Genomic DNA, 17439 nt, shown 5'->3' with positions numbered 1-17439 from the left:
GCTTCTGAACGATTTCATGGGAGGAAACCATGGCAGCACAATTTGATCTCAAGAACGACGGCGTGGTCGTCATCATCGGCTCGGGCGCCGGTGGCGGCACGCTCGGCAACGAACTCGCCCAGAAAGGCATCGACGTCGTCATCCTCGAGGCGGGCGCCCGCCACGAATATGAGGACTTCATCAATGACGAGTGGGATTCCTTCACGCAGCTCGCCTGGAAGGACAAGCGCACCACATCCGGCGACTGGCGCGTGGCGAAGGATTTCCCGAACCTGCCGGCCTGGATCGTCAAGTCCGTCGGCGGCTCTACCACACACTGGGCTGGCGCATCGCTGCGCTTCCAGGAGCATGAATTCAAGACGCTTACGACCTACGGCAAGGTGAAGGGCGCGAACCTTCTCGACTGGCCGGTCACGCTTGCCGAAATGGAGCCCTATTACGCCAAGGCCGAAGCCAAGATGGGCGTGACGGGAACCAACAACTGGCCGCGGCTGCCGGGCAACAACAATTTCAAGGTGCTCAAGGCTGGCGCCGACAAGCTCGGCTACAAGGAATGCCACACCGGCAACATGGCCATCAATTCGGTTGAGCGCGACGACCGCAACTCCTGCCAGCAGACCGGCTTCTGCTTCCAGGGCTGCAAGTGGGGGGCCAAATGGTCGACGCTCTACACCGAGATCCCGAAAGGCGAGGCGACCGGCCATCTGGAGGTGCGGCCAAACTCCATGGCGATCAAGATCAACCATGATGCCTCGGGCAAGGTGACGGGCGTCGTCTATGCCGACAAGGACGGCAAACTGCAGGAACAAAAGGCCCGCGTCGTCGCCGTCGCCGGCAATTCGATCGAGAGCCCGCGCCTGCTGCTCAACTCGGAATCGAGCAAATTCCCGCGCGGCCTCGCCAACTCGTCGGGGCAGGTGGGCAGGAACTACATGCGCCACACCACCGGCTCGGTTTACGCCGTCTTCGACAAGCCGGTGCATATGTATCGCGGCACCACCATGGCCGGCATCATCCGCGACGAGGCGCGCCATGATCCGTCACGCGGCTTCGTCGGCGGCTACGAGATGGAGACGCTGTCTCTTGGCCTGCCGTTCATGGCGGCCTTCCTCAATCCGGGCGGCTGGGGCCGCTCCTTCGCCACGGCGCTCGACCACTACGACCATATGGCGGGCTTGTGGATCGTCGGCGAGGACATGCCGCGCGAGGAGAACCGCATCACGCTGCATAAAGACGAAAAGGACGAGCACGGCATGCCGATCGCCGACGTCCATTTCGACGACCATCCCAACGACACGGCGATGCGCGATCACGCCTACAAGCAGGGCCAGGCCTTGTACGCCGCCGTCGGGGCGACCAGGACTTTTCCGACGCCGCCCTATCCCTCGACCCACAATCTCGGCACCAACCGGATGAGCGAGAAGCCGGCCGACGGCGTCGTCAACAAGCATGGCCAGACGCACGACATCAAGAACCTGTTCGTCTCGGACGGCAGCCAGTTCACCACGGGCGGCGCGGAAAATCCGACGCTGACGATCGTGTCGCTGGCCATCCGCCAGGCCGACTACATCGCGGCGCAAATGTCGGCGAAAAGCATTTAGTCCTCCCGACTGCCTGCTGGCGCGGGACCCGAACGGGTTCCGCGCCCTTTTTATCGATCAGCGTTTCGTGCAGGTCGAGGCGGTGAAGGCGCCGTCCTGGTGCTTCATGATGATGTCGAAGGACGGGCTGGACGGGTCATCCAACGTCGCCTGGGTCAGCGAGATCGAGTTGCCGCCGCTGGTATAACCGCCGAGCGGACCGAGCCAGCTGATCTCGCCGTTGGCGTCCATCTGGTAGTTGTAGGTTCCCGAAGCGCCGAAGGTCACCGGGCCGCTGTAGACATTGCCCTTGATGGTGATGTCGCCGAGGTTGAGGAACAGGCCGAGCAGGTAGACCTCGCAGCGATAGATGCCGTCGGGCAGCTTGCCTTCCGAGAAATCGGCGCGGGCGCCGCCTGCGGCCGACACAAGAAGCAGGAAGCTCAGAACAATTCGAATTGGGAAAGCCATCAGGTCGCTCATTTCGGCGGCGACCTTGCCCCATTTTGTTGCCGCCCCGCAACTGCCGCTCAATTGCCCATGGGGAGCCGAGCTTAAAGATTGGGCATTTTTACCATTTGGGCAAAATCTAGGCAGGAATGCGCAAAGTTTTCTCAAATCATTTTGCAGACCAGGAACTCGAAATGTTCGGCGGCGATGCGATAAGCAACTGTAAAAACTGACTTATCGCTCCTGACCCCACCACGTGGCTGCGTTTGGCACGTCGTTTGCACCGCTATGTCGCGATGCAAAACAACCAGCTTGGGAGCGTGGATCATGAGGGGTAATTTCTCGACAATAACAAAAATGTTTTCGGCCGGCGTGATCGCTGCCGGCCTGTCGGTGTCGGCTCCCGCCAAGGCGGCCGACGACACGATCAAGGTCGGCATCCTCCATTCGCTGTCGGGGACCATGGCGATTTCGGAGACGACGCTCAAGGACGTCATGCTGATGCTGATCGAAGAGCAGAACGCCAAGGGCGGCCTGCTCGGCAAGAAGCTGGAGCCTGTCGTCGTCGATCCGGCGTCCAATTGGCCGCTCTTCGCCGAAAAGGCGCGCGAGCTGATTTCGAAGGACAAGGTGGCGGCGGTGTTCGGCTGTTGGACCTCGGTGTCGCGCAAGTCGGTGCTGCCGGTGTTTTCCGAGCTCGACAACATCCTCTTCTATCCCGTCCAGTATGAGGGCGAGGAGAGCGAGCGCAACGTCTTCTACACAGGCGCGGCGCCGAACCAGCAAGCCATTCCGGCCGTCGACTATCTGATGAGCGCCGACGGCGGCTCGGTGAAGCGCTGGGTGCTCGAAGGCACCGACTATGTCTATCCGCGCACCACCAACAAGATCCTCGAAGCCTATCTCAAGTCGAAGGGCGTGCCGGCCGAGGACATTATGGTCAACTACACGCCGTTCGGCTTCTCCGACTGGCAGACCGAGGTCTCGGCGATCAAGAAGTTCGGCTCGGCCGGCAAGAAGACGGCGGTGGTTTCGACCGTCAATGGCGACGCTAACGTGCCGTTCTACAAGGAGCTCGGCAACCAGGGCATCAAGGCCGAGGACATCCCGGTCATGGCCTTCTCGGTCGGCGAGGAAGAACTGGCGGGCCTCGACACCGGACCTTTGGTCGGCCATCTCGCCGCCTGGAACTATTTCGAGAGCGTCGATACGCCCGAAAACAAGAAGTTCATCGAGGACTGGCACAAGTTCATCAAGAACGACAAGCGCACCACCAACGACCCGATGGAAGCCTATTACATCGGCTTCAACATGTGGGTGAAGGCGGTTGAGAAGGCCGGCACGACCGATCCGGACAAGGTGATCGACGCCATGGTCGGCGTTTCGGTGCCGAACCTGACCGGCGGCTATTCGACGATGATGCCGAACCACCACATCACCAAGCCGGTGCTGATCGGCGAGATCCAGGCCGACGGCCAGTTCGAGACCGTCTCGCAGACGCCTGGCCTCGTGATGGGCGACGAATGGTCCGACTACCTGCCGGATTCCAAGGACCTGATCTCCGATTGGCGCGCGCCCTTGCACTGCGGCAACTTCAACGTCGCGACCGGCAAGTGCGGCGGCAAGGGCACCAACTGATCCTCCCAGGTCTGTCGGGTCGCGGTGTGGCCCCACGATCCGAGACCGTCGCCCGGGCGGGCCTTTCAGGTCCGCCCGGGCAGAACCCTCAAACCTTCGCGATCAGCTTGAAGACGATGATCCTGTTGCGCGCAATCGGCATGACGCTGCTGCTGACGATGGCAGGCCTTTTGCCGTCGCAGGCAGCCGAAGCCGATCTCCGCGCGAGCATCGCCAAATTCGCGAACGCCACAAATTTCTCGGCGACAGAGGCCGTCGTGCGCGAGCTTGCCGCCGGCGGCGATCCGGCGGTCGAACGTCCGCTCTCGGCGCTCGCCGAAGGCAATCTCTATATCCGCAAGGCCGATTCCCAGGTCTTCATCGGCAAGGAGGCCGGCAACGGCATCGAACTGCTCGATCCGTTGAGCGGCGAGAAAACCGCCGATGCCGCCAAGACCGACCTCACCAAGATCAAGGTCAACAACAGCCTGCGCCGCACGATCCGCGATGCGCTGGGCACGCTGACGCTGCGCGCCAAGGACCCGGCCGTGCGCCTCGCCGCCGCGGCGACCATGTTCAAGACGCCCGATGCTGCGAACTTCGAGCCGCTCGACGCAGCAATCGCCGCCGAGACCGACGGCGCCGTCAAGTCGATGTTCGAACAGGCGCGCGCGGCGTCCGTCCTGATTTCCGACAAGCCCGAGGCCGACAAGCTGGCGGCGATCTCGGTCATCGCGGCGCGCGGCGACCGCGACGCGCTGTCGTTGCTGACCTCGGTCGAGGCCAACGCGCAGGGCGCGGTCAAGGACGCGGCGACCGGTGCCATCGGACATATCAATTCGACGCTGGCGCTGTGGGATGCCGGGCAGAATATCTGGTACGGCATCTCGCTCGGATCGGTGCTGCTGCTGGCTGCGATCGGGCTTGCCATCACCTTCGGCGTCATGGGCGTCATCAACATGGCGCATGGCGAGATGGTGATGCTCGGCGCCTACACCACCTTCGTCGTCCAACAGGTGATCCGCACCTCGTTCCCCGGCCTGTTCGACTGGTCGCTGGTCATCGCGCTGCCGCTCGCCTTCCTTGTCGCTGCACTGGTCGGCCTCGCCATAGAGCGCGGCATCATCCGCTTCCTCTATGGTCGTCCGCTGGAAACGCTACTGGCCACCTGGGGCGTCTCGCTGATCCTGCAGCAGGCGGTGCGGACCATCTTTGGGCCGACCAACCAGGACGTCGGCAATCCGTCCTGGATGTCCGGCTCTTTCGATATCGGCCAGTTGGCCATCACTTGGAACCGGCTGTGGATCCTGATGTTCGCGCTCCTGATGTTTGCGGTGCTGCTTTACGTCATGAAGCGCACGCCCTGGGGGCTGCAGATGCGCGCCGTCACCGCAAACCGTCGCATGGCCGCATCGATGGGCATCAGGACGCCATGGGTCGACGCGCTAACCTTCGCGCTCGGCTCCGGCATCGCCGGCATTGCCGGTGTCGCGCTCAGCCAGATCGACAACGTCTCACCCAATCTCGGCCGCGGCTACATCATCGACAGCTTCATGGTCGTCGTCTTCGGCGGCGTCGGCAATCTCTGGGGCACGCTGGTCGGCGCCTTCTCGCTCGGCATCGTCAACAAGTTCCTTGAGCCCTATGCCGGCGCCGTGCTCGGCAAGATCGTCGTGCTGGTGCTCATCATCCTATTCATCCAGAAGCGCCCGCGCGGCCTGTTCGCGCTGAAGGGCAGGGCGGTGGAAGCATGATTGCTCAACGCCTCTTCGGCGCCGACCGGCGTATCGTGATTGCCGTCTTCGTCCTGCTGGCGGCGGCCGTCGTCGTGCCGCTGCTCAATCTTGCGGTTTCGCCGGCGAGCGCCCTCTACATGCCGCCCTACATCGTGGCGCTGCTCGGCAAATATCTCTGCTATGCGCTGCTGGGGCTCGCGCTCGATCTCGTCTGGGGTTATTGCGGCATCCTCTCGCTCGGCCACGGCGCTTTCTTCGCGCTCGGCGGCTATGCGATGGGCATGTATCTGATGCGCCAGATCGGCTCGCGCGGCGTCTACGGCAACCCGATCCTGCCGGACTTCATGGTGTTCCTGAACTACAAGGAGCTGCCCTGGTTCTGGTACGGCTTCGACCATTTCTGGTTCGCGGCGCTTATGGTGCTCGCCGTGCCGGGCCTGCTCGCTTTCGTCTTCGGCTGGTTCGCCTTCCGCAGCCGCGTCACCGGCGTCTATCTCTCGATCATCACCCAGGCGATGACCTATGCGCTGCTGCTTGCCTTCTTTCGCAACGACATGGGTTTTGGCGGCAACAACGGCCTCACCGACTTCAAGGACATTCTCGGCTTCAACGTGCAGGCCGACGCGACGCGCTCGGCGCTGTTTGCGGCGAGCGCCGTCACGCTGGCGCTCGCCGTCTTCGTCACGGCGGCGATCGTGCGCTCCAAATACGGCAAGTTGCTGATGGCGGTGCGCGACGCGGAAAGCCGCACGCGCTTCCTTGGCTGGCGGGCGGAGAACGTCAAGCTGTTCGCCTTCACCGTCTCGGCGATCATGGCGGGCATCGGCGGCGCGCTTTATGTGCCGCAGGTCGGTATCATCAATCCAGGCGAGTTCGAGCCGGCCAATTCGATCGAGGTGGTGATCTGGACTGCCGTCGGCGGGCGCGGCACCATCGTCGGTCCGATCATCGGCGCGCTGCTCGTCAACGCGGGAAAATCCTGGTTCACCGGCGTGCTGCCGGAATTCTGGCTGTTCGCATTGGGCGGATTGTTCGTCGCCGTCACGCTGTTCCTGCCCAAGGGTGTCGTCGGCACCTGGGATGGCTGGCGCGGCAAGGCCAGGGCATTGCGCGCGGCCTCGCTCGCCGAGGAAGCCGGCGCAGATCCCGTGGCGCCGCCGCCGAAGATCGTGCGCTCGGCGGCGAGAACGCCCGGCGCATGGTCGGCCTCCGGCCCCGAGCCGCAGCCGGCGGAGTGAGCGGCCATGAGCAAGTCGAACACCATCCTTTATCTCGACGGCGTCTCGGTTTCATTCGACGGTTTTCGCGCCATCAACAACCTGTCGCTGGTGCTCGACAAGGGCGAGATGCGGGCGATCATCGGACCCAACGGCGCCGGCAAGACGACGATGATGGACATCGTCACCGGCAAGACGCGGCCGGACGAGGGCGAGGTCTTCTTCGACGGCCAGGTCGACCTCACCCGGCATGACGAGGCCGAGATCGCCATGATGGGCATCGGCCGCAAATTCCAGAAGCCGACCGTTTTCGAAAGCCACAGCGTCGAGGACAATCTGCTGCTGGCGCTGAAAGGGCCGCGCTCGATCTTCCCGGCGCTGTTTCATCGCCGCTCTGTTGTCGAGGCGCGGCGCATCGACGATATCCTCGGCATCATCCGTCTCGGCGACAAGCGCGGCGAGCTCGCCGCCAATTTGAGCCACGGCCAAAAGCAGTGGCTGGAGATCGGCATGCTGCTCGCGCAAGACCCGAAGCTGCTCCTCGTCGACGAGCCGGTCGCCGGCATGACCGACGCCGAGACCGAGGAGACCGCGCGGCTGCTCAAGGACATTGCCCGCGACCATTCGGTGATCGTGGTCGAGCACGACATGCATTTCGTGCGCGAGCTTGGCGTGAAGGTCACCTGCCTGCATGAGGGCTCGGTGCTGTCCGAAGGCACGCTCGATTTTGTCTCGGCCGACGAGCGCGTCGTCGAAGTCTATCTGGGGCGCTGAACATGGTCTGGCGGGTTCCGTTCCACCGTTTCGATTTTGCTTTCCTGAAACGCTGGAGAAGGGGCTGATCATGCTCGAAGTCTCCAATGCCACGCTCCACTATGGCGCCGCCCAGGCGCTGCGCGGCGTCTCGCTGAAGGCGGGTGCCGGCAAGATCACTTGCGTGCTCGGCCGCAACGGCGTCGGCAAGACCAGTTTGATGAGATCGATCGTCGGCCATCACCGGCTGACGAGCGGAAGCGTTGCCTTCGAGGGGAAGGCGCTCGACCGGAGCGCGGCGTATGACCGCGCCCGGTCGGGCATCGCATTCGTGCCGCAGGGCCGGGAGATTTTTCCGCTGCTCACGGTACGCGAGAATCTGGAATCGGGCTACGCGCCGCTGAAGCGCGCCGACCGCAATGTTCCGGCGCATGTCTTCGAGCTGTTTCCGGTGCTGAAGCAGATGCTGTCGCGGCGCGGCGGCGATCTCTCCGGCGGCCAGCAGCAGCAGCTTGCCATTGGCCGAGCCCTTGTGATGCGGCCGAAGCTGCTCGTGCTCGACGAGCCGACCGAAGGCATCCAGCCGTCGATCATCAAGGACATCGGCCGCGCCATCCGCTATCTGCGCGACCAGGCGGGGATCGCCGTGCTGCTGGTCGAGCAATATCTCGACTTCTGCCGCGAGCTTGCCGACGAGGTCAACATCATGGACCGCGGCCAGATCGTGCACACCGGACCGGCCGAGGATCTGGACCGGGCGGACGTAAGGAAGTTCCTTACAGTGTAGTGTAGCTCAAGTGTGCGGCGGCTCCCGCATCGTCATGTATGGACGTAGCGACGCGAAGCGACGCGGCGTAGACCCAAGGATCCATGCGGTGACGTTGGTCGAAGAATGCTGCGCTGCAGAATAGATTCTCTGTGCTGCGCCCCAACCATTCCGAGTTCTGCACCGTTACTGACGCTTGGAAGTAACGGCATGGATCCTTGGGTCTGCGCTCCGCTTCGCGTCGCTACGCCCAAGGATTACGAAGTGATGGATGGCGCTGGCGCATCAATGACCACATGCTAGTCTTTCCTCGGCTTGGTGAGTCGGCCGCTTTCCGTGTCAGTCACGAATGAGGAGAAGGGACGGGCTCGGTCGGCAAGTTCCACGCAAGCAAACCTGCCTAGCTTTCCCCGCAGTGATTGTCGGTCAATGCGTCCAACAAAGAACTTGCCAGGGGAAGGCGATGGAACGTTTTGTCGAGGACTATCAGAAGCGACGCCTCACCGAACGGGTCGACATCATGACGGCGATCAACATCCTGATGTCGCAAGGCTATGACGAGGACGATCTGCTCGGAGAAATAACCAAGGTCTTTTACGTCGACCTCGACGCCTACAACGAAGTGATCGGACGCCACTGACGGGTTAAGTTTCCAAGCTTCAAGCGCAGCGGCGGAAGTCGAGCACGCGGTTGCGCCCACCGCGCTTGGCTGCGTAAAGCGCCTTGTCGGCGGCGCTCAGCACCTTGTCGAAGCTCATGCCTTCGCTGCTGCCGAAGGCGAAGCCGGCGCTCACCGTGCATGTCAGCCGGCCGGCCTCGGTTTCGATCGTCCGGGCCGCGAAGGCCATCCTTATCCGTTCGGCCGTACCCTCCACCATTTCGGGCAAGGCGCGTTTGAGCACGAGCGCGAATTCCTCGCCACCCATGCGGGCGGCGACATCGTTCGGGCGCAGATTGCCGGACAGTTCTTCGGCGAAGACCTTCAGTACCTCGTCGCCGGCGGCGTGGCCGAACTGGTCGTTGATCGCCTTGAAGCCGTCGAGGTCGAAAACCACCACCGCCATGAAGGCGCCGATGGGCACCTTGCCGTGCAGATCGAACAGCGCGCGGCGGTTGAGCAGCCCGGTCAGCGCATCGGTCTCAGCCTCGCGCTTGTGGTGGCGCGCAAGCCGCCCCTGGTTGAGCGCCAGCGACAGCGCGCCGATGCCGGTCATCGAGGCGATAACGATGACCAGGCTCAGATCCTCGGCCCAGTTGCTTGGCGCGTGACCAAGGACAAGCTTGCCGTCCCATGCGAGCACTGCCGCGCACAATACGAAGGATGCAGCCGTCAGCGAATAGAGCAGCGCCACGCCAACGAGCTGCGCCGGCGCCTCCGCGCGGCCCCTCCAATATTCATACGCGGTGCCGAACAGGAGCAGCGCGGCGAGGGAGTTCTCCAGCATGAAGCCCAGCCCGTCATAACCGAGCGCCATTGGCGGCAGTGCCAGAGCAAAGGAGATGCCGGCGCCAAGCGCGATGCGCGGCAGCGGCGAGCGGCCGGTCCGGAACTGGTGGGCGGCGCCCAGCATCACGGAGAAGCCAAGCAGCAGCAGCGCCAGCGTCAGGATGCCGAGACCCGTTCCGGGCGCTGCGATATAGGCGTCATAGACAAACACCTCGGCCACCACCACCAGCACGCTGATCGCCCATGTCAGCAGGAACTTGTCGGAGCGGGCGGTCAGCCAGGTTCCGAACAGGGTCAGGCTGAGACAGGCAGCGGAGAAGCCGACGGCCAGCAGCAATGAGTTGTAGTCGAGCAGCATGCATCCGTCCTTGCCGCGCCGGGTCTCTGCAACCTGGCGTAGATGCGTTAATGCAGCAAGGAAGTATCGATTACGTTACGATAGCGGTGAAGATGCCGGAATTCCTGCGTTATAGGATCACTACCGACAACAGCAGGATAAGGCCGATCGCCATCATCAGCAGACCTGGCCAATTCTGTGCAAGGCCGAGGAAACCGAGGCCGCGCCGGCGTGGCTCGAGTGTCGGGCCAGGCGTTGCGAGGTATGGATTCGGGCGATCCAACGCTGCAGGTCCCGGATCGCTGAGTCGCCCGCGCCAGAGGACTGCACCCGCCATGTACACAACCCCGGCGACTGTAAGCAACGCCCCGATGAGGATGACAGCCATGTCTACCTCGCTTCTTCGGGTTCTCCGATACGCATCCCTGGCCAGCGCTCGGCACCCAACCGCTATGAAAACCGGCCGAGATAGGCAAAACGGTCGAGATGCCCGGCAAGTTCCGGCGGAGTTACGCAAGTGTCTCCGACACCAAGAAGGCAAATCCGACGCTGAAACAAAAGGATATGGCCGCAGTGAAGGCTCGCCGCTTTAATCGGTTACTCGCTTCATCAGCGCCATGGCGCCGAAGGGGGCGCGCACCTTGCCTTCAGTGATGAAGTAGACGAACACGTCGCGCGGCTTGACCGGCGCATCGGTGTTGGGATCGGCGCGCGGCAGGTCGGCCGGCTGCTTGCCTTCCGCCCAGGTCTTTGCCCGCGCCGCCCACTCGTCGAGCTCCTTTGGCGTGTAGCAGTCGGGATTGCCGTCGCTGCCAGTTTGCAGGCGCGCATAGACGAAATCGCCGGTGACGTCGGCGATCGCCGGATATTTGGCGTGGTCGGCATAGACGATTGCGGCATTGTATTTGCGCGCGAGCGCGGGAAATTCCGGCACGATGAAGCTGTCGTGCCGCACCTCGAGCGCATGGCGCAGTGTGACGCCGTTCTGCTTCTCAGGTAGCAGCTTCAGGAAGGCCTCGAAATCGTCGGCATCGAACTTCTTCGTCGGCGCGAACTGCCACAGGATCGGCCCGAGTTTCTCGCCCAGCGCGGCGATGCCGGAGCCTAGGAAGCGCATCATCGATTCGCCGGCCTCGCCGAGCACACGGCGGTTGGTGACAAAGCGGTTGCCCTTCACCGAAAAGACGAAACCGTCCGGCACGTCGCCGGCCCATTTCACGAAGGTCGGTTCCTTGAAGCTGGAATAATAGGTGCCGTTGACCTCGATGGTCGGCACCTGGCGGCTGGCATAGTTGAGCTGCTTGCCCTTGGCGAGCTTGTCCGGATAGAAGGAGGTATCCCACGGTTCGAAGGTCCAACCGCCCATGCCGGAGCGGATCTTTCCTTGGCTGGTCATCATCTTCCTCCCGGTTTCAAAAATAGGATCAGGCGGCTTTGTCGACCGGCTTGGACATGTCCACCACCGTCCACCCCGGCCGATAGGGGTTCGGCCGGCGGCCGGTCTCGCGATAGCCATAGGCCGAATAGAGCGCGATGTTCCGCTCCATGCGCGAATTGGTGTAGAGCCGCACTTCCGGCAGCCCCCAAGACCGCGCCTGCTCGTCGGCGAAGTTTAACAGCTTGATGCCGAGCTTCTTGCCTTGGAAGGCCGGCGCGACGGCAACGCTGAAGATCATGGAGTGGTCAGGATGCCATTCCAGCACGATCAGCCCGGCCAGTTCGGAGCCTTCCTCCAGCAGCCAGATTTCGCCGCGCTCGATACGCGGCGCGTAGTCTTCCGTCACCGGGATCGGCGGGGCGCCGAACAGGGCGGTGTAGGGGGCGTAGGCGGGTGTGGTCAATGCGACGACGGCTTGGAGATCACCGGCAAGCGCTTGTCTGATCTTCATTCGAGACTCTTCCAAACGCCCGCCGGCCCGCTCTGTTACTCCGCCGCTTCGCGCTTGCCTCCGGGGCGGCGCTCCAGGAGCTCCTTCAGGAACTGGCCGGTGTAGCTGCGCTTTTCGCGCACGATCGCTTCCGGCGTGCCCGAGGCGACCAGCTCGCCGCCGCCGTCGCCGCCTTCGGGGCCGAGATCGAGCACCCAGTCAGCGGTTTTTATCACCTCGAGATTGTGTTCGATCACCACCACCGTGTTGCCCTGGTCGACCAGCTCGTGCAGCACTTCGAGCAGCTTGGCGACATCGTGGAAGTGCAGGCCGGTGGTCGGCTCGTCGAGGATGTAGAGCGTCTTGCCGGTCGCCTTGCGCGACAGCTCCTTGGCGAGTTTTATTCGCTGCGCCTCGCCGCCCGACAGCGTCGTCGCCTGCTGGCCGATATGGATGTAGCCGAGGCCGACCTGCTTCAGCGTCTCCAGCTTGTCGCGCACACCGGGCACCGCCGAGAAGAACTCGACGCCTTCCTCGACGGTCATGTCGAGCACGTCGGCGATCGACTTGCTCTTGAACAGCACGTCCAGCGTCTCGCGGTTGTAGCGCTTGCCGTGGCAGACGTCGCAGGTGACATAGACGTCGGGCAAGAAATGCATCTCGATCTTGATAACGCCGTCGCCCTGGCAGGCCTCGCAGCGGCCGCCCTTGACGTTGAAGGAGAAGCGGCCGGGCTGATAGCCGCGCGCCTTGGCCTCCGGCAGTCCGGCAAACCAGTCGCGGATCGGCGTGAAGGCGCCGGTGTAGGTGGCCGGGTTGGACCGCGGTGTGCGGCCGATCGGCGACTGGTCGATGTCGATGACCTTGTCGAGGAACTCCAGCCCCTCGATGCGGTCATGCTCGGCGGGATGCTCGCGCGAGCCCATGATGCGGCGCGAGGCCGCTTTGAACAGCGTCTCGATCAGGAAGGTCGACTTGCCGCCGCCGGACACGCCAGTGACGCAGGTGAAGGTGCCGAGCGGGATCTCCGCCGTCACGTTCTTCAGATTGTTGCCGCGCGCGCCGACGACCTTGATGCGCCGGTTCTTCTTCGCCTCGCGGCGCACCTCCGGAGTCGCGACTTCAAGCTCGCCCGACAGATATTTGCCGGTGATCGAGGCGGGCGTCGCCATGATCTGCTGCGGGGTGCCTTCCGCGATGATCTCACCGCCATGGATGCCGGCGGCCGGACCGATATCGACGACATAATCGGCATGCAGGATTGCGTCCTCGTCATGCTCGACGACGATCACCGTATTGCCGATGTCGCGCAGGTGCTTCAGCGTGTCGAGCAGGCGCGCATTGTCGCGCTGGTGCAGGCCGATCGACGGCTCGTCCAGCACATAGAGCACGCCGGTGAGGCCGGAGCCGATCTGCGAGGCGAGGCGAATGCGCTGGCTCTCGCCGCCCGACAGCGTGCCGGAATTGCGCGACAGCGTCAGATAGTCGAGGCCGACATCGTTGAGGAAGCGCAGCCGCTCGCGGATTTCCTTGAGCACCCTGACCGCGATCTCGTTCTGCTTCTCGTTGAGCTCAGCCGGCAGGTCGGTGAACCATTGGTCAGCCTTGCGGATCGACTGTTCGGTGACCTCGCCGATGTGCTTTCCCGCGATCTTCACGGCGAGCGCTTCCGGCTTCAGCCGGTAGCCGTTGCAGGCGGGGCAGGGGGTGGCCGACATGAAGCGCTCGATCTCCTCGCGCATCCAGGCCGATTCCGTTTCCTTCCAGCGCCGCTCGAGATTGGGAATGACGCCCTCGAAGGTCTTGGTCGTCTTATAGGAGCGCAAGCCGTCGTCATACTGGAAGGTGATCTCGCGCTCGCCCGTGCCGTGCAGCACGACCTGCTGCGCCTCCGCGCTCAGATCCTTGAACTTGTCGCCGAGCTTGAAGCCATAGGCCTTGCCGAGCGCTTCCAGCGTTTGCGCGTAATAGGGCGAGGTCGATTTCGCCCATGGGCTAATGGCGCCGTCGCGCAGCGAGACATTCTCGTCCGGCACGACGAGATTGGCGTCGATGGCGCGCTGGCTGCCTAAGCCATCGCAGGTCGGGCAGGCGCCGAACGGATTGTTGAAGGAGAACAGCCTGGGTTCGATCTCCGGAATGGTGAAGCCGGATACCGGGCAGGCGAATTTTTCCGAGAACATGATGCGCTCATGCGTCTCGTTCTTCGACTTGTTGACCGAGTCCTCGCCGGTCTGGCTGGCGTCGAGCGGCCGGTCGGCGAATTCGGCCACCGCCAGCCCGTCGGCGAGCTTCAGCGCGGTTTCCATCGAATCCGCGAGCCGCGTCGCCAGATCGCCGCGCACGACGATGCGGTCGACGACCACGTCTATGTCGTGCTTGTATTTCTTGTCCAGCGCCGGCACGTCGGCGATCTCGTAGAAGACGCCGTCAACCTTGACGCGCTGGAAACCCTTCTTCTGCAGCTCCAGCAGCTCCTTGCGGTACTCGCCCTTGCGGCCGCGCACGATCGGCGCCAGCAGGTAAAGACGGGTGCCTTCGTCCAGCGCCAGCACGCGGTCGACCATCTGGCTGACCGTCTGGCTCTCGATCGGCAGGCCGGTCGCCGGCGAATAGGGGACGCCGACGCGCGCGAACAGCAGGCGCATGTAGTCGTAGATTTCGGTGACGGTGCCGACCGTCGAGCGCGGGTTGCGCGAGGTGGTCTTCTGCTCGATGGAGATGGCGGGCGACAGGCCGTCGATCTGGTCGACGTCCGGCTTCTGCATCATCTCCAGGAACTGGCGGGCATAGGCCGACAGGCTCTCGACATAACGGCGCTGGCCCTCGGCATAGATGGTGTCGAAGGCAAGCGACGACTTGCCGGATCCAGACAGCCCGGTCATGACGATCAGGCTGTCGCGCGGCAGGTCGAGATCGACGTTCTTGAGATTGTGTTCGCGCGCCCCGCGAATGGAAAGGTATTTTTGGTCGGCCATTGCCGGTCGCCGCCTCAGGTCTGGAATTTGCTGGATTGGCGGGTCTGTCCCGGCCATCCCCTATGTAGGTAATTTTGCCGCCGCGTCGAGTGACGCTACGCTCTCGACCCAAGCGTTTAACCGCCTTTCGCGCGGGCGGGCAAGCGGAAAGAACAAAGATCGAACACGCTCCTGACAAAGCGCTGTGGAAACAGCCGCTCCCCCGATATCCGCTTCATCGACCCACTGAAGCGATCGACTTACCCGCACGTAACCTCCTGACGATCACATTTTTCGATAACCGGCTACTCAACGGTTGACGCCGGCGACCCACGGGGGCAGTCTCGGGGCGTCAGCGAAGCCGGCCGTCTCTGGATGGCCTCGCCGCCCCTTAGGTGGCCTGCGAGACGCCGCAGGCATTGGCGATTAGAGCTTCGTAGGACGATGGTCGCAACGGACAGAAGGAGCGGAGCATGACGCCACCGGACAGTCCCTTGAGGCTCCACGACGCGATGGAGCCGCGGCGGGCATAAGTGCCAGGGTAGGCGTGAGCGCCACCCGACAAACCGTGACCTGCCGATTCCTACAATTAGAGACTATAGTCGGATCGTCGGCTGAAAGCCGCGGTGCATCCGAAATCGAACGCCGGCAGTCCACTCCCGGCAAAAGTTGGGTTTGAAATCCATGAAAGCCCCGTCCACCTGCGGAAGCAGTGGCGGGGCTTACATTTTGTGGCATATCGCCAATCAGTGGCTGGGAGGCCTGATGCCGCCCGTTCCCATGTCGATGGTTATGCTGCCGGAAACCCTGACATCGGTGTCGCCGATCTTAAACGTGCCGTTGCTGCCGGTGGGCAGCGCGTCGTCAGGTTCCGGCTGTGGCGCAGGTTTGGCGATGCGATAGTCGCCGCTCACACCGGGCAGTTTTTGTGTCGAATTGTCGTCGGCAAAAGCAGCGGCGCCGGCCGCCAGCAGGCCGGCTAGCGCGGCGACGGCAATGCCCAGACTCGTCAAGGATCGGTCTCGGATCATGCGCGGACTATAGAGACGCGCCGGAGGCGAGGCCAGACACGCCGCAATCAATTTGCCGCGCGGTCAGGCCGCCTTCTTGCGCGTGTCGTAGACATGGTCGACGAGGCCCCAGGCCTTCGCTTCCTCGGCTGTCATGAAATAGTCGCGGTCCAGCGTGCGTTCCACCTCTTCGTAGGTCCGGCCGCAATGCTTTGCGTAGAGCTCGGTCATATGGCGCTTGGTGCGCAGAATGTCCTCGGCGTGGCGCTGGATGTCGGAGGCCTGACCCTGGAAGCCGCCCAGCGGCTGATGCAGCACGATCCTGGTGTTGGGCAGCGCGATGCGCCGGCCGGGCGAGCCGGCCATCAAAAGGAAGGAGCCCATCGACGCCGCGAAGCCCATGCAGACCGTGGACACAGGGCAGGAGATGTACTGCATCGTGTCGTAGATGGCGAAGCCGCTGGTCACCACGCCGCCCGGCGAATTGATGTAGATCGATATCTCCTTGTCGGGATTGTCCGATTCCAGCGACAAGAGCTGCGCACAGACCAGCGCGGAGACGCCGTCATTGATCTCGCCATTGATGAAGACGATGCGCTCGCGCAGCAGCCGCGAGAAGATGTCGAAGGCGCGTTCGCCGCGGCTCGACTGCTCGATCACCATCGGCACCAGATTGGCAAGGGCGCTCATGGCCGTTTCTCCTCGATTGTCTTCGGTCAGGCCGCGCGCTGCATCATGCAGGGCGCATTGGCGGCCATAGGTTTCTTGCGTGCATCGAGCGACAGCCCGCAGCCGGCGCCGGCCACGGCGACGACAGGCTGCGCTGCCGGCACGAGGCCGTCATGGACGATGCGAAGATGCGTGCCGCCGGAAACCGTCCGCGCGAGCGTGAAGGTGACCACGCTGTCGAAGGCGGGGCTGTCGAATGCCGGCCGGCGGTCGGCAGTTTCGACGCGGGGCCGCTCCCGCCACGAATAGCGCAGCAGCTTGCTCGGTTCGGCGTCGAGCACCTCGCATTCGATCGCCGCATCGGGTCCCGCAAAGGCGAAGCGCTTGCCGGCCTCCGGTTTGATGTCGTTCGGCATCATCCAGGCGGCGAGCAGTTCCGGCTCGGTCAGCGCGCGCCAGACTTTTTCCGGCGGATCGGCAAGCTCGCATTCGAAGCTGAGCGGCGTATCGGCCGCTGTCGGGTGTCTTGTTGCCGTCATTGGTCCATTTCCTTCAGAACCGTCTTCAACCTTTCGATCCGCTCCGGCCAGAAGGCGCGGTAGCGCTCGATCCAGCCGAGCAGCGGATCGAGCCCTTGCGGCTCGGCGCGGTAATAGGCGTTGCGGCCGGCACGCCGCTCGACCACGAGGCCGGCGCCGCGCAGCACGGCAAGGTGCTGCGACACCGCCGGCTGCGACACGCTCATGCCGGCGCGCAGCTGCGACACCGTCATTTCGCCGGCCGCCATCCGCTCGTAGACGGCGCGCCGTGTCGGATCGGCCAAGGCCCGGAAAATCTCTGTCTCGATCATGGCCAAACACATAAGTCGATACTTATTGATTTGGCAAGCCGGCATTTGATCGCCATATCGAGATATGCGGGCCCGATCGTGCCTTTGCTGACATTCCTTGACAGAACGGGCGGTCATGGTTAGAACGAAAAGAGAACAAAAACCTTGTGGGAAAAGCCAGCCTTTGCAGGCAGTGGCGACCC

The 17439-nt window shown here is 63.4% G+C and carries 16 protein-coding genes; 7 read left to right on the top strand and 9 right to left on the bottom strand.

Annotated elements, in window-relative coordinates; genetic code table 11:
- The first annotated feature begins 29 nt into the window (after positions 1-29).
- Positions 30-1601: a GMC family oxidoreductase gene (locus tag RFN28_RS05080; RefSeq protein WP_320286281.1), complete on the top strand. Its 1572-nt coding sequence runs from the start codon at positions 30-32 to the stop codon at positions 1599-1601.
- 57 nt (positions 1602-1658) lie between these two features.
- On the opposite strand, the gene RFN28_RS05075 is transcribed toward RFN28_RS05080, so the two are convergent.
- Positions 1659-2051: a hypothetical protein gene (locus RFN28_RS05075; protein WP_320286280.1), complete on the bottom strand. Its 393-nt coding sequence runs from the start codon at positions 2049-2051 to the stop codon at positions 1659-1661.
- Between the two features lie 306 nt (positions 2052-2357).
- Between RFN28_RS05075 and urtA the strand changes: the two genes are divergently transcribed.
- From urtA to RFN28_RS05045, 6 genes are all read left to right on the top strand, one after another.
- Positions 2358-3668 (top strand): urea ABC transporter substrate-binding protein, encoded by a 1311-nt coding sequence (gene urtA, locus RFN28_RS05070; protein WP_320286279.1) that lies wholly within the window; start codon positions 2358-2360, stop codon positions 3666-3668.
- Positions 3669-3784: 116 nt separating this feature from the next.
- On the top strand, positions 3785-5401 hold the full coding sequence (urtB, locus tag RFN28_RS05065) for an urea ABC transporter permease subunit UrtB (RefSeq protein ID WP_320286389.1): 1617 nt from the start codon (positions 3785-3787) through the stop codon (positions 5399-5401).
- Positions 5398-6621 (top strand): urea ABC transporter permease subunit UrtC, encoded by a 1224-nt coding sequence (gene urtC / locus RFN28_RS05060; RefSeq protein ID WP_320286278.1) that lies wholly within the window; start codon positions 5398-5400, stop codon positions 6619-6621. The genes urtB and urtC overlap by 4 nt, the downstream gene beginning before the upstream one ends.
- A gap of 6 nt (positions 6622-6627) precedes the next feature.
- A complete protein-coding gene (gene urtD / locus RFN28_RS05055; RefSeq protein WP_320286277.1) occupies positions 6628-7374 on the top strand; it encodes an urea ABC transporter ATP-binding protein UrtD in 747 nt (248 codons plus the stop codon).
- A gap of 70 nt (positions 7375-7444) precedes the next feature.
- A complete protein-coding gene (urtE, locus tag RFN28_RS05050; RefSeq protein WP_320286276.1) occupies positions 7445-8140 on the top strand; it encodes an urea ABC transporter ATP-binding subunit UrtE in 696 nt (231 codons plus the stop codon).
- 442 nt (positions 8141-8582) lie between these two features.
- A complete protein-coding gene (locus RFN28_RS05045; RefSeq protein ID WP_320219154.1) occupies positions 8583-8759 on the top strand; it encodes a hypothetical protein in 177 nt (58 codons plus the stop codon).
- Between the two features lie 19 nt (positions 8760-8778).
- On the opposite strand, the gene RFN28_RS05040 is transcribed toward RFN28_RS05045, so the two are convergent.
- The 8 genes from RFN28_RS05040 to RFN28_RS05000 form a co-directional block, all read right to left on the bottom strand.
- Complete coding sequence (locus RFN28_RS05040) at positions 8779-9924, bottom strand: GGDEF domain-containing protein (protein ID WP_320286275.1); 1146 nt, start codon at positions 9922-9924, stop codon at positions 8779-8781.
- 568 nt (positions 9925-10492) lie between these two features.
- Entirely contained in the window at positions 10493-11299 is an 807-nt protein-coding gene (locus RFN28_RS05030; RefSeq protein ID WP_320286273.1) for a DUF72 domain-containing protein, read from the bottom strand.
- Positions 11300-11327: 28 nt separating this feature from the next.
- On the bottom strand, positions 11328-11792 hold the full coding sequence (locus tag RFN28_RS05025) for a GNAT family N-acetyltransferase (RefSeq protein ID WP_320286272.1): 465 nt from the start codon (positions 11790-11792) through the stop codon (positions 11328-11330).
- Between the two features lie 35 nt (positions 11793-11827).
- Positions 11828-14749 carry an excinuclease ABC subunit UvrA gene (gene uvrA, locus RFN28_RS05020; protein WP_320286271.1) on the bottom strand — a complete coding sequence of 974 codons (2922 nt, stop codon included), beginning with the start codon at positions 14747-14749 and terminating at the stop codon, positions 11828-11830.
- Between the two features lie 725 nt (positions 14750-15474).
- On the bottom strand, positions 15475-15759 hold the full coding sequence (locus RFN28_RS05015) for a hypothetical protein (RefSeq protein WP_430677272.1): 285 nt from the start codon (positions 15757-15759) through the stop codon (positions 15475-15477).
- Positions 15760-15822: 63 nt separating this feature from the next.
- Positions 15823-16428: an ATP-dependent Clp protease proteolytic subunit gene (locus RFN28_RS05010; RefSeq protein ID WP_071099199.1), complete on the bottom strand. Its 606-nt coding sequence runs from the start codon at positions 16426-16428 to the stop codon at positions 15823-15825.
- A gap of 26 nt (positions 16429-16454) precedes the next feature.
- Positions 16455-16946, bottom strand: a complete 492-nt coding sequence (locus tag RFN28_RS05005) for an SRPBCC family protein (RefSeq protein ID WP_320286269.1) — start codon at positions 16944-16946, stop codon at positions 16455-16457.
- Positions 16943-17257 (bottom strand): ArsR/SmtB family transcription factor, encoded by a 315-nt coding sequence (locus RFN28_RS05000; protein WP_320286268.1) that lies wholly within the window; start codon positions 17255-17257, stop codon positions 16943-16945. The genes RFN28_RS05005 and RFN28_RS05000 overlap by 4 nt, the downstream gene beginning before the upstream one ends.
- Positions 17258-17439 lie beyond the last annotated feature (182 nt).

The organism is Mesorhizobium album (assembly GCF_033977205.1).
Taxonomy (GTDB): Bacteria; Pseudomonadota; Alphaproteobacteria; order Rhizobiales; family Rhizobiaceae; genus Mesorhizobium; species Mesorhizobium album.
The sequence above is the reverse complement of the archived record's forward strand: the minus strand, read 5'-3'. Positions and strand labels throughout refer to the sequence as shown.